Genomic DNA, 13675 nt, shown 5'->3' on the forward strand with positions numbered 1-13675 from the left:
CGGCGCGGACATCTTCGCACCCCGGTCCGGCGGGGAACAGCCCGTCGGACACCCGCGCCTGTGAACCGGCTACCGAGACGGTCATACGCGTCATCGCCGGCGGGGCTTTCTGCCACACTTTTGCGGGCGAGAGGATCCGGATGAAGTTCGCACAGTCGAGCAGGTTGTCGAACCTGTCTTACGACATGGCGGGGCCGATCGCCGAGCACGCGGCGCGGCTGGAAGCGGCGGGCCACCCCGTCGTGCGACTCGATACCGGCGACCCCCACCCGTTCGGCTTTGAGGCGCCCGCCGAGCTGGTTCGCGAGATCGCCGACAACCTGGCCGCGTCCGCGGGCTACGTCGCACCCAAGGGGCTGCCGACCGCGCGGTCCGCCGTGGCCGAGTACTACCGGGCGCGCAACGTCCCCGGCGCCGACGCCGACCACGTGTATCTAGGCAACGGGGCCTCCGAATTGATCGTGATGGCGATGACCGCGCTGCTGGAGTACCGCGACGAGGTCCTCATCCCGGCGCCGGACTTCCCGGTGTGGACGGCGGCGGTGCGACTCAACGGTGGGCGTGCCGTGTACTACCGCTGCGACGAGTCCTCGGACTGGTATCCCGACATCGCCGACATCGCGGCCAAGGTGACCTCCCGCACCCGCGCGATCGTGCTGATCAATCCGAACAACCCCACCGGCGCGGTGTACCCGCCAGAGGTACTGACCGGCATTCTCGACATCGCCCGGGAACACAATCTTGTGGTGTTCTCCGACGAGATGTATGACCGCATCCTCTATGACGGGGCCACCCATACGACGACGGCCTCGCTGGCGCCGGACCTGCTGTGCCTGACGTTCAACGGTCTGTCGAAGTCCTACCGGTGCGCTGGGTTCCGCGCGGGATGGGTGGCGATCACCGGACCGACCGACCACGCCGCAAGCTACCTGGAGGGCCTGACCGTACTCGCCGGATTACGCCGCTGCGCCAACGTTCCTGCCCAGCATGCCATTCGGCTGGCACTGGACAGCAAGCAGCCGCTGGGCGATCTCACCCTGCCCGGCGGCCGGCTTCGGGAGCAGCGCGATCGGGCCTGGGCGGCGCTCAACGCGATTCCCGGTGTCTCCTGCGTGAAGCCCAGGGGCGCGCTGTATGCGTTCCCGAAGATCGACCTCGATAGGTATCCGATCCGCGACGACGAACAGTTCGTCCTGGATCTGTTGCTGCAGGAGAAGATTCACATGGTTCCCGGCACGGGGCTGAACTGGCCCGCACCCGACCATGTGCGGATCGCGATGCTGCCGCACGCCGACGAACTCGACGACGCGATCGTGCGGTTCGGTGAGTTCCTGACGACCTACCGTCACTGACGGCGGGCGGTCACCTCCAACACGATCTCCCGGCTCGGGGTGGTGGCGATGCCGCGGGGCACCGAGCGCGGGGCTCGGCGACGGCGCTCCCGGTCCGGTTGACGCAACTCCAGGGTCCTCAGCAGGGTGCCGATCGCCACGGCCAACTCGGTCTGGGCGAATGCCGCACCGATGCAGCGGCGGAAGCCGCCGCCGAACGGCGCGTACTGGAACGGTGAGGGCTTGCCGTCGAGGAATCGGGTGGGGTCGAACTCGTCCGGCCGTTCCCAGATACTCGGATTGAAATGCAATGCGGGCAGGGCGATTCCGACGATCTCGCCGACAGAGCAGTCGGCGCCGGCGACCGTGAGTGGCCCGGTGAGCCGGCGCAGGACGATCGGCACGGCAGGGTGCATACGCAGGGTTTCTGCGATCACCGCTCCAAGGTATGGCAGCGCGGCGATCTGTCCCGGTGTCGCCGCGGTGGCCAGTTCCTCGTTGACCCGCGTGTGCACCTGCCCGTCGCGGTGGATGTGAAACAGCGCCCACGCCAGGGACGTCGACGTGGTCTCGTGCCCGGCGGCGAGCATCGTGCGCAACTGGTCGTGCAGCGCATTGTCGCGAAGGGCGTGACCGTTGTCGTCGGTGGCGTGCAGGATCAGGTCCATGACGTCGCCGCGGTGTTCGTCGCCGCGCTGCCGTTCGCTGATCTCCTCGGTCAGCAGCCGGTCGAGTCGGCGGCGCGCGTTCACCAGCCGGGCCCATGGCCCGCGCCCGGCGATCTCGCGACGCAGCCACGGCACCAGCATTAGCGGTGCACTGCCCGACTGCAGCAGTTCGGTTGTCACGGCGGCGTATTCGGCGCGTCGGGTGGGATCGGTCACGCCGAACACCACCCGGATCACGACGTCGATGGTGATGGCTTGCGCCAACTGGCCGACAGGCAACTCGTCGCCGGGGTGTGCATCGGCGATCGCGTGGCTGGTGGCGTCGGCGATCAGGTCGGCGTAGCCGCGCATGACCTCGCCGCGAAACGGCGGCGTCAGCACGCTGCGGGCCTGACGATGGGGCTCACCGGACAGCAGGATCAGTGAGTTCTCGCCGACGACGGGTTCGATCGGGTTGGGCAGGGGGGCCCGGCACGACGCCGACGGGGCGGTGAGGATGTCGCGGGCGGCGTCCTCGGTGGCGAAGAACTGCACCGTGCCCAGACCGGGGAATCGCACCACGAACGGCTCGGTGTCGCCGGCATGGCGCCGGAACATCCCGTCGGGGTCGACCCCGGCCCAGATCGCACGGCCGATCGCCGAGGCGACACCCATCAGGGCTGCGCCACCCCGTCGACCACGGCCTCCACCACGTGCAGCGGTGAGGCGGTCGGCACCACGCGCGTCATCCGGAATCCGGCCTTGCGCAGCAGTTCCCGGTACTCGCCCTCGGTGCGTTCGCGAGAGCCGAGGTTGATCAGCATCTCCAGATCCACCCAGTTCTGCGGGCCGTCGCGGCCGTCGTCGCTGAGCACCATCTCGACCAGCAGCACCGTGGCGGCCGGCCCGGCGGCCGCGCGGACGTTGCGCAGGATCTGCAGCGCCTTGTCGTCGGGCCAGTCGTGGATGATGTTCTTGAGCAGGTAGGCATCGCCGCCGGTGGGGACGCTGTCGAAGAATGAGCCGCCCACGATCTGTACGCGTTGCGCAATGCCGCTGTCGTGCAGGATCTTCGGGGCATCAGCCACCACCTGGGGGAGATCGAAGAGAATGCCCTGCGACTCCGGCGCCGAGGCAAGAGCCGCGGCCAGCAGAGCACCCTGGCCGCCACCGACGTCCACGATGGTGCGGTAGGCGCTGAAGTTGTAGCTGCCCACCACCACCGCGTGGGTCATCTGCGCCAGGGCCGTCATCGTCTGATTGAAGAGTTCGGCATGCTCGGGAATGTCGTCGAGGTAGTCGAAGCCGTCCTTGCCGCGCAACGCCGGGACGATCGACTCTCCGGTGCGCACCGACTCGGCCAGCAGTGTCCAGCGTTCCCGCTGCTCCTGGGAGCCCTGGAACAGAGCCGCCCCGCGCAGCGAGATCGGTGCGTCCGAACGCAGCGTGGCGGCAAGCGCATTGAGCGCGTAGCGGCCGTCGCGGCGGCGCCGGAAGATGCCCCTGCCGATCAGCGCCCGCAGCAACCGGCCCAGTGCGTCGGCGTCCACCCCGAGCCGCGCGGCGAGGTCGTCGAGCGGCAGCGGCCCGTCGGCGAGTGCGTCGGCGATCCCGAGTTCGGCGGCGGCGGTGATCGCCTGCGCCGGCCAGCCGGAGACGATGAGTTCCATCATCGACATCGGCGCCGGGACCAGCCGTTGATGCGCACGCAGCAGATGGTGGCGGGTCCACTCGACGGCCCGGGCCAACCCCGCGGGTGGGACAGGTTTACGCATCAAAGACCCCGCTCGATCCACTGGGCACCGTCTCGCGGATGCCGACCCGTTGATGAAGGCGGACAAGGGGTTTGGGTGCCCACCAGTTCGTCCTTCCCATCAGATGCATGAACGCCGGAACCAGCAGCGTGCGCACCAGGGTGGCGTCGGCGAGGATCGCGATCGTCAGGCCGACGCCGAGCATCCGCAGGAACGACACCTGCGCCCCGGCCAGGGCCGCAAAGGTGATCGCCATGATGAGTGCGGCGGCGGTGATCACCCGTGCGGTGCGGGCCAAGCCCAGCGCCACGCTGGTGTCGTTGTCGGCCGGGGTCTTCGCGCTGGCCAACCAGTACTCGCGGATACGGGAGACCAGGAACACCTCGTAGTCCATCGACAGCCCGAAGGCGATGCAGAACAACAGCACCGGGATGCTGATGGCCAACGTGCCGGTGGCAGTGGTGCCCAGCGCGCCGAGGTTGCCGTCCTGGAAGATCCACACCAGCGCCCCGAACGCGGCGGTCAATGACAACACGTTGAGCAGCAACGCTTTCAGCGGCACCACGACACTGCCGGTCATCAGGAACAGCAGGACGAAGGTGATGCCGGCGATGATGGCCAGCACCAGTCCCAGCCGGGAGGCGATGGCCGCGGCGGTGTCCCGGTTGACCTGTGCGGTGCCGCCGAACAACACTGCCCGGCCGTCGGGGCCGGGAACCGCCTGCAGCCGGTCGAGTTGGGTGGCGGAGGCCTGCGAGTACAGCGGGGCGGCGCTGGTGACGGTCAGGAACGCCTTGCCCCCTGCGACGGCGGTCGGTGTCGACGGCGGACCTGCCGGCGCTCCCGCCGCGAAAGTGCCTCCGATGGCGGACACCGACGTCACCTCCGGCACTGTCGACAGCTCGGCGGCGTAGTGGTCGAGCTGAGCCGGGGTGACGCCGCGGGCGTCGGGGACCACCACCGTCAGGTTCGTGGCGAGGTCGGCGGCGAACCGGGTGCGCAACTGGTCGCCGACCACATGCGCTGAACTGGTGGTGGGCAGCACCCGGTCGTCGGGAACACCCCATTTGACCCCGGTGAACGGGGTGCCGAGCGCGACCAGCAGCACGACGACCGCGAGCCCCACCGGTATCGCGGCGCGCATCGCGAACATCGCCACCCGATACCAGCGGCTGTCCTGCACCGGGGTTGCCTGCCGGACCCGGCGCCGCAGCGACAACGCGTCGAGGCGGTCACCGAGCAGCACGATGGCGGCCGGGGTCACCACCACCGCGGCGATCGAGGCGAACGCCACCACGGCGACACCGGCGTAGGCGAAGGACTTCAGCGCGTAGATCGGGAACAACACCATCGCCGCCATCGACAGCGCGACGGTCAACGCCGAGAACAACACGGTGCGCCCCGCCGCGGTCATCGTGCGGTGCAGGGCGGCGTCCCGGTCGGTGCCGGCGGCACGCTCGTCGCGGTAGCGGCTCAGCAGCAGCAGCGTGTAGTCGATGGCCAGCGCCAGCCCCATCGCCACCGCCAGGTTGAGCGAGAAGATCGAGACGTCGGTGGCGAAGCTGATCACCCGCAGCACGGCCATCGCCCCGAGGATCGCGATGCCGCCGACGGCAACCGGCAGTGCGGCGGCCACCAGACCGCCGAACACCCACACCAGAATCAGGAAGCTCAGCGGAATCGCAATGCCTTCCATGATTTTCAGGTCTTGTTCGCTCTGCTGGGTGATCTGCAGTTTGAGTACCGACTCGCCGCCGGCCCGCACCCTCACCCCGTCGCGGTCGTGGACGACCTGTTTCATCAGGGCGTCGGCGTTCTTCGGTGCGCCGTTCTCACCGCCGGTGATGCCGGCGACGATCACGCCGATGGTGCCGTCCTTACTGATCAGCGGTGCCGCCGCCGGGGGTGGCGCGGTCCACGGCGAGGTCACCGTCGCCACGACGGGTGAACGCGAGAGCGTCTGCACGATCTGGGTTCCCACCTCTCGGGCGGCACCTCCGGTGATCCCGTTGGCGGAACTGACCGTGATCAGCAGCGGCATGTCACCCTGGCCGAACGTGTCAGCGAGAACTCTGGTCGCCTGGGAGGACTGCGCGCCGGGGTCGGTGAGCCCGCCCGCGGACAGCCTTCCGGCGACGGGGATTCCGAAGACTGCGGTGCCGACCATGATGAGGATCGCCGCCACGATCATGCGCCGCGGGGCGTCGATGGCCAGCCGGGTGATCGCGGCTAACAGAGTGTCCTCCCGGATACCGGGGCCGCCGGGAGGGTGCCTGCCAGCCAGTGGTCGCGGGCGTCGAGTCTGCGCAGTTTGCCGCTGGACGTCCGGGGCAGGGCTCCCGGCTCGACGAGTTCGACGTGGCTGACGGCGATGCCGGTGCGCTGCAGCACGTGTGCGGCGATGTCGTGGGCGAGGTCGGGGGTTGCCGCCGGGGTGGTCTCGACGAGCAGCGCCAGGGCTTCGTCGCCGGAGCCAGCGGGCACGTAGCCGACGGCGACAGCGCATCCGGTGCGCACTCCGGCCAGTCCGTCGATGGCGGCTTCGAAGTCCTGCGGTGCGTGGTTGGCGCCGCGGATGATGATGGTGTCCTTGCTGCGGCCGGTGACGAAAAGCTCACCGCCGTCGATGAATCCGAGGTCACCGCAATCCAGCCAGCCATCGTGCAGCGCGGCATCGGTGAGGTCGGGTCGGCCGAAGTAGCCGGCCATCACGCTGGGCGCTCGCACCAGGATGCGTCCCGCCTCACTGGGTGGGACGGGGCGCGAGTCGGCGTCGCGGATCTCGACGTCGACACCGGCCAGCGGGCGGCCGACACTCACCCTGCCGTCGAGTGTTCGCAGCTCGGTGCCGGCCGGTTTGAAGGTAACGGCCAGCGCGGCCTCAGCCAGTCCGTAGACCGGCGTCATGGCCGAGTCGTGAAATCCCCAGCCCCCGAAGCGTTCACCGAACTGGCGGGCCACCTCGGCGCTGACCATCTCGGCGCCGTTGAGACACAGCGTCCAGGAACTCAGGTCGACGCCGTCGAGCTCGTCGTCGCGGATCCGTTTCAGGCACAGGCCGAAGGCGAAGTTCGGTGCGGCGGTGACGGTTCCGCGGTGCCTGGAGATGGCCCGCAGCCATGCCGAGGGGATCGCGAGGAACAGATCGGGCGCCAGCAGCACGAGTGGGCACGGAAGGTAGAACGCTGACAACAGGTTTCCGATCAACCCCATGTCGTGGTAGAGCGGCAGCCAGGTGACCCCGACGATGTCGGTCATCCCGGCGCGGGAGAAGTAGTCGGCGATGGCAGCCAGGTTGTAGAGCAGGTTCGCGTGGGTCAGTGCGACCGGTTTGGGGTCATGTGTTGTGCCCGAGGAGAATTGGATCAACGCGATATCGTCGGGGCGCGCGGTGACCTCAGGTGGATTGTCGCCGTCGAGCTCGGCGGCGGTGATGCATCCGAGCCGGGGTGCGGCGTGGGTGAGCGGCTCCTGCAACGCCGGGCTGATGCGGTCGTCGGTGATCACCAGCGCGGCCTGTACAGCCTGCAGCATCGCGGCGGTGCGCTGGTGGTATTCGGCGAGCTTGCCCAGCCGCACCGGCGGATACAGCGGCACCGCGATGGCGCCGGCCAGCAGCACACCGAAGAAGCAGGTCACGAAATCGGGGCCGGTGGGTAGCACCACGGCCACCCGATCACCGGGCGCTACACCACGATTGCGCAGGCCCGCCGCGACGGCTCGGGCGCGGTGCCGGATCTCGGCCATCGTGACGGGGTGGTCGGTCTCGTCGCGGCCGACGAAGGTCAGCGACTGACCGCCGCGGGCGGCGGCGTCAAGCATCGCGTCGAGGGTGGTGAACTTCGGTTCGACGGCAGGGGCGCCGATCATGGCCGCTCCTGGATGCGGCGTAGCACCAGTGCGGCCAGGTCGCCGAGGGTGTCCAGGTCGTCGCCGTCCTCGGCGTCGAGGTCGATGTCGTAGCGGGCTTCGATCCGGAACACCAGGGACAGCAGGTGCGCGGAGTCCAGGCCGGCGTCGCGCAGCGCGGAGTCCGCCGTCAGGTCGACGGGGCCGACCTCGGCGTGGATCAGGCCGATGATGTCGTCGGTGACCGCAGCCAGGGTCGCCGGCTGCCCGTTGGGCAACGTCATGTCGGCCGTCCGCCCCACCGCACGGCGGCTGCCGCCGCGAAGTCCCCCGCGTGGGCGAAGCCGGCCATCATCACGATGTCGCCCGGTTTCACCTGCCCGTCGCGTATGGCGGCGTCGAAGTTGACCGGGATGCCGACGGCGAACAGGTTGCCGCACTCGTGGAAGGTGTCGCGGTGGTGTTCGGGGTCGATGCCCAGCGCCTCGTTCCAGTTGCGCAGCAGCAGCCGGTTGGGCTGGTTGGTGACGAGCATGTCCAGGTCGCCGGTTGTCACCCCGATGCGGTCGCAGACTGCGCGGACCACCTGGGGCACCTGCCGGTTGCCGCGGGACAGCACCTTGATGATCTTGCCCTCGTTGAACCCGACGAAGCCCTCCCCCGGTCCCGCCTCCCACCACCGCCGCGGCGGGTCGGTGGCCAGCGTCATGTCGGTGGCGTTCTCGCCGTAGTAGCGGCATTCGATGTCGAGCACGGGCGAGGTGTCCGAGAGGGTGACCAGCCCGACGGCGGCCCCGTCACCGGGCACCGACGCCTGCGCCTTCTTGCGGACCTGCTCCTGCTCGAAGATCGTGCCACCGGCGTTCTGGGCGACGGCGATCAGCGCGGTGCGCCCCGCGCCGCTAGTGAGCAGTTGGCGAGCGAGCTTGAGCATCAACACAAATGCCGCGCAGCCGCCGTTGTGGACGTCGATGATCCACTCCGGGTTGATGCCCAGCCGGTGGGCCAGCTCGCCGCCGGCGCCCAGGATGGGCAGGTCGGGCAGCTGGGAATGGGTGAGCAGCACGTCGACCTCGTCGAGGACCCGGGGTCCGTGCCGTTCGACGAGGGTCTTGACCGCCTGCTCGATCATGTCGACGTTGGATTCGCCGCCGGCGGCGTGATGGCGGAAGTCGGGCGGGCGGAACATCGGGTTGTCGCGCAGGTCGTCGTCACCGCTGAACTGGGTGAACCATTCTGCGGGAAGCCGCTTTTCGGGTAGATAGGTGGCGATGTCGACGAGGCTGACGGTCATCGGGTGCGCATCCAGTCCGGGGTGACGGGCAGCCCGTGGTGATGGCGGTACTCGGCGATGGCCTTGAGGTTTTTGAGTTCCAGCAGGTGACCGGGGCCGAACATCTCCCAGAAGTCGCCGACCCACACCGGCCGCTGCGGGGGCGCGGTGTCCGGGTAGGGGTTCTTGTCGTAGAACGGATGGTGGCAGTTGGTCCACAGCACCACCGAGCCGGGCTTGTCAAACACCAACTGCGCGTCGACAACTCGCATCAGATAGATCATCCAGAGGTGCTTGCCCTGATCCCACGCGCAGTGGTAGTCGACCGTGCGGGCGTCGCGGTTGGCCGCGGTGCGGGTGTAGATCTCGGTCTCGTTGCCCAGCCGGTCGTAGGCCACCCAGAGCCCGGGCTCGTCGGTTTCGGTGAAGCCGCGCAGGCTGTAGGTCCACTCCTCCAGGGAGCGGGTGTCGGAGAGGTAGTCGAACAGTTCGTCGGGTGGGCAGTCGACGTAATCGTTGACGGTGCAGTACTCCCCGAATACCTCGTCGTGGGGGTAGACCGCGTGGATCATCTCCATGAGCACCGGGGTGGCCTTCTCCCGCGGTGAGGTCTCGATCCGCATCAGGCCGGGCAGCGGCTCGGTGATGTCTTCGAGTGCGGGCAATGTCATCGGTTGTCCTTCGCGGTTGATGCCAAAAATGCTGTGAAGGGCGGTATTTCGTCAGCGGAGCATTCGACGGCCACCACCGATGGGCCATCGGCCGCCAGCGCGGCCTTGAGGGCCGTCGCGAGCTCCGCGACGTCGGCGACGTCGGTGCAGGGCAGGCCGGGGAACATCGCGGCCAGCCCGGCGCCCAGGCGGCTGGGGCCGAACCGGTTGTAGCTGTATCGCCCGCCGTAGAACAGTTGCTCGCGCGTGACGCACATCGCGTGCGCCTGGTTGTCGAACAGGACGAACGTCACGGGCAGCTGATGCTGGATGGCGGTGTGAATCTCCATGCCGTGCATGTAGAACGATCCGTCGCCGGCGATCACGACGGTGCGACGCCGGTGCGCGAAGGCCATGCCGATGCCCGCGCCGAAGCTGTAGCCCATGCCGCCCATGCCCAGGGCCACCAGAAAGCGCCCGCCTCGGCGCGCGGGCAGCCAGTGGATGGCGGAGGCGCCGATATTGCCGGCGTCGACCGCGATGTCGGTGTCGTCGCGCATTGCGGCGTCGAGTTCGACCATGGCGTCGCGGTAGGCCACGCCGGGTCCGGTGTGTTCGGGCGGGGTGAGTTCGGTGGGTGCGGTGTGGTGTGGGGTGCTCGGCCGGGTGCGCAGCGCGGCGGCCAGTTGGGCCAGGGTCGACTTGAGGTCGTCGGTGTGGACGTGGGTGCCGGGTAGGTGCGGCGGGGCTGAGCCGAGGGAGCCGATCGGGATGGCGGCCAGCGCGTCGTCCAGGCCGTTACGTGCCACCCCGGGCATGCGGCTACCGACCAGCAGGCAGGCGGCGCTGCCAGCGATCGCGGTGCGGACCGCGGGATGGCCCATCACGCCGGCCACACCAAGTGCTGCGGGGGCGGCGTCCTTGGCGTCGGGCTCGGTGGCGACGGCGGCGTCGAGGGTCTTCTGCAGCTGTGCCAGTTCGGCGCGGGCGTCGTCGCGACCTACCTGGTCACCGGCGACGATCGTGACCGGGCCTGCGGTGGCGGCCAGCATCTCGATGAGCGGGCGCAGATCCGCGGGCTCCTGCGGCGCGTCGGGGATGTCGTCGTCAGCGGGCGCGTCGATGAGGGATTGCTGAATGTTCTTGGGCAGCAATAGGGCTGCTGGTCCGTGGTGCCGGGTGGCGGCGTGCAGCGCCGCGGGCAGCGCGGTGGTGATGTCGGCTGGGGTGGTGACCCGCCGGCAGAACACCGACACCGCGGCGAACAGGGCCGCGGCGTCGAGGGTGCCGTTGACGCCGCTGGTGTCCTGGAACGGGCCGCGCCCGTCGTCGGCGGTGGCGGACTGGCCGATGAGCGCGAGCACGGGGACCCGACTGGCCAGTGACTCCCCCAGTCCGGCGACGGTGTTCAGGGCGCCGCCGCCGGAGGTGGCGATGACGACGCCGAGGGTGGGCGCGGTGCGGCTGTAGGCGTCGGCCATCGCCGCGGCGGAGAACTCGTGCTTGGCGACGACGGCGGTCATCTGCGGGTGGGCGTGGACGGCGTCGTAGAGGTCCTCGATGTTGGCGCCGTCGACGCCGAAGAGTTGCTGGATACCGCGGTGGGCGAGGTGCGCGGCGATGTAGTCGACGACCCGCAGGCGTCCGGTCCCCGCGCCGGGGTCAGCGCTGACCGGCATGGTGTTCGAGCGCAGACGCCCCCGAGTCATACCTACAACCAACGCCTGCCATGCCCCGCCTGACTACTCCACTGGACTCCGACGAAGGCTAGTTCAGGGTGCTTAGTTTGCGGGGGGCTTTGGGGATCTCACAGGACACTGGGTGCCCAAGTGGATGGTCCACGCTTCCGGTGGACAAGATCGGCGACATCGGCGACACTTTAAAGGTTGGCGAACCGACCTTTAAAGAGATCCATGGTGGCTCTCACCCCCGCAGAACGAGGAGTCCACCATCTACCACCAGCAGCTTTCCGGCGTCACGTACACGTTCGACGGCCTGGTCGATGTCATGGCGAAGGCAACACCGCTGCGCTCGGGTGACGAGTTGGCCGGGTGCGCGGCCGAGTCCGATGCCGAGCGGGCCGCCGCCGCCTGGGTGCTGGCCGACCTACCCTTGGACATCTTCCTCAACGAAGCCGTCGTGCCCTACGAGACCGACGAGGTCACCCGGCTGATCATCGACAGCCACGACCGGCAGGCCTTCTCCCCGATCTCGCACCTGACCGTCGGCGGCTTCCGGGACTGGCTGCTGGACAACGCCTCTCACGCCGACGGCACGTCCCGCATCGCCGCCGTCAGCGCCGGTATCACCCCGGAGATGGCCGCCGCGGTCAGCAAGATCATGCGCAACCAGGACCTCATCGCGGTGGCCGCAGCGATGGAGGTCAGCACCGCGTTCCGCACGACCGTCGGCGGGCGGGGCACGCTGGCGACCCGCCTGCAGCCGAATCACCCGACCGACGACCCCCGCGGGGTGGCCGCCGCCGTGCTCGACGGGTTGCTGCTGGGATGCGGCGACGCCGTCATCGGGATCAACCCGGCGACCGACTCGCCGCACGCCACCGCCGACCTGCTGTATCTGCTCGACTCGATCCGGGATCGGTTCGACATCCCCACCCAGTCCTGCGTGTTGTCGCACATCACCACGACCATCGGACTGATCGAGGAGGGCGCCCCCGTCGACTTGGTGTTCCAGTCCATCGCGGGCACGCAGGGCGCGAACTCCGCCTTCGGGGTGAGCATCGACCTGCTGCGGGAGGGCAACGCGGCCGCGCGGTCACTGAACCGCGGCACCGTCGGCGACAACGTGATGTACCTGGAAACCGGGCAGGGATCCGCGCTGAGTTCGGGTGCCCATCTGGGCACCGGCGGCAAACCGGTCGACCAGCAGACGTTGGAGGTGCGTGCGTACGCGGTCGCCCGCGACCTGCAGCCGCTGCTGGTGAACACCGTCGTCGGGTTCATCGGCCCGGAGTACCTCTACGACGGGCGGCAGATCATCCGGGCCGGCCTCGAAGACCACTTCTGCGGCAAGCTGCTGGGCCTGCCGATGGGCGTCGACGTCTGCTACACCAACCACGCCGAAGCCGACCAGAACGACATGGACAACCTGCTGACGTTGTTGGCGGCCGCCGGGGTCGCCTTCGTCATCACCGTTCCCGGTGCCGACGACGTCATGCTCGGCTACCAGAGCCTGTCGTTCCACGACGTGCTGCTGACGCGCCAGACCATGGGTCTGCGGCCGGCTCCGGAGTTCGAGACGTGGCTGCGCACCATCGGCATGATCGACGACGGCGGCAGGCTCACCCCCTTCGACGTGACGAGCTCGCCCCTGCGGGAACTGACCTCAGCGGAGACCCGATGACCACCGACGACATCGCACACCAGCAATTCTGGGACACCCTGCGTCAAAGCACGCAGGCGCGAATCGGCTTGGGGCGGGCCGGAAATGCGCTGCCGACGCGCAATGTCCTGGAGCTGTCCGCCGCCCACGCCGCGGCCCGCGACGCGGTGCACATCCCGCTGGACACCGACCGGTTGGCCGCCTCGATCGCCGACATCGGCATCGGGGCACCGGCGATCGTCACCAGCCGGGCCCGCTCGCGCGGCGAGTACCTGCGCAGGCCCGACCTCGGCCGGCTGCCCGCTGATCTGTCGTCGGTTCCTGATGCTCCGGCCGACATCGGTTTCGTGCTCGCCGACGGGTTGTCGCCGACGGCGCTGATGCATCACGCGGCTGCGCTGTTGCGTGAGCTGGTCACCGAGTTGGGTGATCGGTACAGCCTTGCTGCGCCAGTGATTGCGACCCAGGCGCGGGTCGCGCTCGGCGACCACATTGCCGCCCAGGGTCGGTACACGACGCTGCTGGTGATCATCGGCGAGCGGCCCGGCCTCAGCGTCGCCGACAGTCTGGGTATCTATCTCACTCACCGGCCGCGGCCGGGATGCAATGACGCCGAACGCAATTGCATCTCCAACATTCACCCACCCGACGGTCTGGGGTACCGCGACGCCGCCCGCATTGCGGCGAACCTGGTCGCCGGGGCCCGTCAGCTCGGCCGTTCCGGTGTCGACCTCAAGGACACCTCCCGGGGCGTCGAGATCGAGGCGGGGGATGACCGGGTGCCGGAGATTCGATAGGTCCCGGGCCCCTTGTCAGATCCGCGCGCCAC

The 13675-nt window shown here is 69.0% G+C and carries 11 protein-coding genes; 3 read left to right on the forward strand and 8 right to left on the reverse strand.

The features are described 5' to 3' along the window. The first annotated feature begins 140 nt into the window (after positions 1–140). Complete coding sequence (locus tag HBE64_RS17700; RefSeq protein ID WP_167104942.1) at positions 141–1352, forward strand: pyridoxal phosphate-dependent aminotransferase; 1212 nt, start codon at positions 141–143, stop codon at positions 1350–1352. Here the strand turns inward: HBE64_RS17700 and HBE64_RS17705 are convergent. Genes HBE64_RS17705 through HBE64_RS17740 form a run of 8 tightly spaced genes read right to left on the reverse strand, consistent with a single transcriptional unit; the run spans position 1346 to position 11183 of the window. Then, positions 1346–2653 carry a cytochrome P450 gene (locus tag HBE64_RS17705; RefSeq protein ID WP_167104945.1) on the reverse strand — a complete coding sequence of 436 codons (1308 nt, stop codon included), beginning with the start codon at positions 2651–2653 and terminating at the stop codon, positions 1346–1348. The genes HBE64_RS17700 and HBE64_RS17705 overlap by 7 nt on opposite strands. Then, on the reverse strand, positions 2653–3753 hold the full coding sequence (locus HBE64_RS17710; RefSeq protein ID WP_167104948.1) for a methyltransferase: 1101 nt from the start codon (positions 3751–3753) through the stop codon (positions 2653–2655). The genes HBE64_RS17705 and HBE64_RS17710 overlap by 1 nt, the downstream gene beginning before the upstream one ends. After that, positions 3746–5968, reverse strand: a complete 2223-nt coding sequence (locus HBE64_RS17715; protein ID WP_371744199.1) for an MMPL family transporter — start codon at positions 5966–5968, stop codon at positions 3746–3748. The genes HBE64_RS17710 and HBE64_RS17715 overlap by 8 nt, the downstream gene beginning before the upstream one ends. Further along, positions 5962–7602 (reverse strand): AMP-binding protein, encoded by a 1641-nt coding sequence (locus HBE64_RS17720; RefSeq protein ID WP_167104954.1) that lies wholly within the window; start codon positions 7600–7602, stop codon positions 5962–5964. Before HBE64_RS17720 ends, HBE64_RS17715 begins: the two co-directional genes overlap by 7 nt. Beyond that, positions 7599–7865, reverse strand: coding sequence for a phosphopantetheine-binding protein (locus tag HBE64_RS17725; protein ID WP_167104957.1), 267 nt, complete (start codon positions 7863–7865; stop codon positions 7599–7601). Before HBE64_RS17725 ends, HBE64_RS17720 begins: the two co-directional genes overlap by 4 nt. Further along, positions 7862–8875 carry a 3-oxoacyl-ACP synthase III family protein gene (locus tag HBE64_RS17730; RefSeq protein WP_167104960.1) on the reverse strand — a complete coding sequence of 338 codons (1014 nt, stop codon included), beginning with the start codon at positions 8873–8875 and terminating at the stop codon, positions 7862–7864. Before HBE64_RS17730 ends, HBE64_RS17725 begins: the two co-directional genes overlap by 4 nt. Continuing rightward, positions 8872–9525 (reverse strand): SRPBCC family protein, encoded by a 654-nt coding sequence (locus tag HBE64_RS17735; RefSeq protein WP_167104963.1) that lies wholly within the window; start codon positions 9523–9525, stop codon positions 8872–8874. Before HBE64_RS17735 ends, HBE64_RS17730 begins: the two co-directional genes overlap by 4 nt. Next, a complete protein-coding gene (locus HBE64_RS17740) occupies positions 9522–11183 on the reverse strand; it encodes a thiamine pyrophosphate-binding protein (protein ID WP_167109371.1) in 1662 nt (553 codons plus the stop codon). The genes HBE64_RS17735 and HBE64_RS17740 overlap by 4 nt, the downstream gene beginning before the upstream one ends. Positions 11184–11511: 328 nt before the next feature. On the opposite strand from HBE64_RS17740, the gene HBE64_RS17745 reads away from it, so the two are divergent. Both HBE64_RS17745 and eutC read left to right on the forward strand, forming a co-directional pair. Next, a complete protein-coding gene (locus tag HBE64_RS17745; protein WP_243841367.1) occupies positions 11512–12867 on the forward strand; it encodes an ethanolamine ammonia-lyase subunit EutB in 1356 nt (451 codons plus the stop codon). After that, positions 12864–13643 carry an ethanolamine ammonia-lyase subunit EutC gene (gene eutC, locus HBE64_RS17750; protein ID WP_167104966.1) on the forward strand — a complete coding sequence of 260 codons (780 nt, stop codon included), beginning with the start codon at positions 12864–12866 and terminating at the stop codon, positions 13641–13643. The genes HBE64_RS17745 and eutC overlap by 4 nt, the downstream gene beginning before the upstream one ends. Positions 13644–13675 lie beyond the last annotated feature (32 nt).

It is taken from the genome of Mycobacterium sp. DL592 (assembly GCF_011694515.1).
Taxonomy (GTDB): domain Bacteria; phylum Actinomycetota; class Actinomycetes; order Mycobacteriales; family Mycobacteriaceae; genus Mycobacterium.

Bases quoted from the DNA above. Each gene is read 5' to 3' on its own strand.
- HBE64_RS17705 (WP_167104945.1), bottom strand. From the start codon at position 2,653: ATGGGTGTCGCCTCGGCGATCGGCCGTGCGATCTGGGCCGGGGTCGAC.
- HBE64_RS17725 (WP_167104957.1), bottom strand. From the start codon at position 7,865: ATGACGTTGCCCAACGGGCAGCCGGCGACCCTGGCTGCGGTCACCGAC.
- HBE64_RS17735 (WP_167104963.1), bottom strand. From the start codon at position 9,525: ATGACATTGCCCGCACTCGAAGACATCACCGAGCCGCTGCCCGGCCTG.
- HBE64_RS17700 (WP_167104942.1), top strand. From the start codon at position 141: ATGAAGTTCGCACAGTCGAGCAGGTTGTCGAACCTGTCTTACGACATG.
- HBE64_RS17745 (WP_243841367.1), top strand. From the start codon at position 11,512: ATGGCGAAGGCAACACCGCTGCGCTCGGGTGACGAGTTGGCCGGGTGC.
- HBE64_RS17720 (WP_167104954.1), bottom strand. From the start codon at position 7,602: ATGATCGGCGCCCCTGCCGTCGAACCGAAGTTCACCACCCTCGACGCG.
- HBE64_RS17730 (WP_167104960.1), bottom strand. From the start codon at position 8,875: ATGACCGTCAGCCTCGTCGACATCGCCACCTATCTACCCGAAAAGCGG.
- eutC (WP_167104966.1), top strand. From the start codon at position 12,864: ATGACCACCGACGACATCGCACACCAGCAATTCTGGGACACCCTGCGT.
- HBE64_RS17740 (WP_167109371.1), bottom strand. From the start codon at position 11,183: ATGCCGGTCAGCGCTGACCCCGGCGCGGGGACCGGACGCCTGCGGGTC.
- HBE64_RS17710 (WP_167104948.1), bottom strand. From the start codon at position 3,753: ATGCGTAAACCTGTCCCACCCGCGGGGTTGGCCCGGGCCGTCGAGTGG.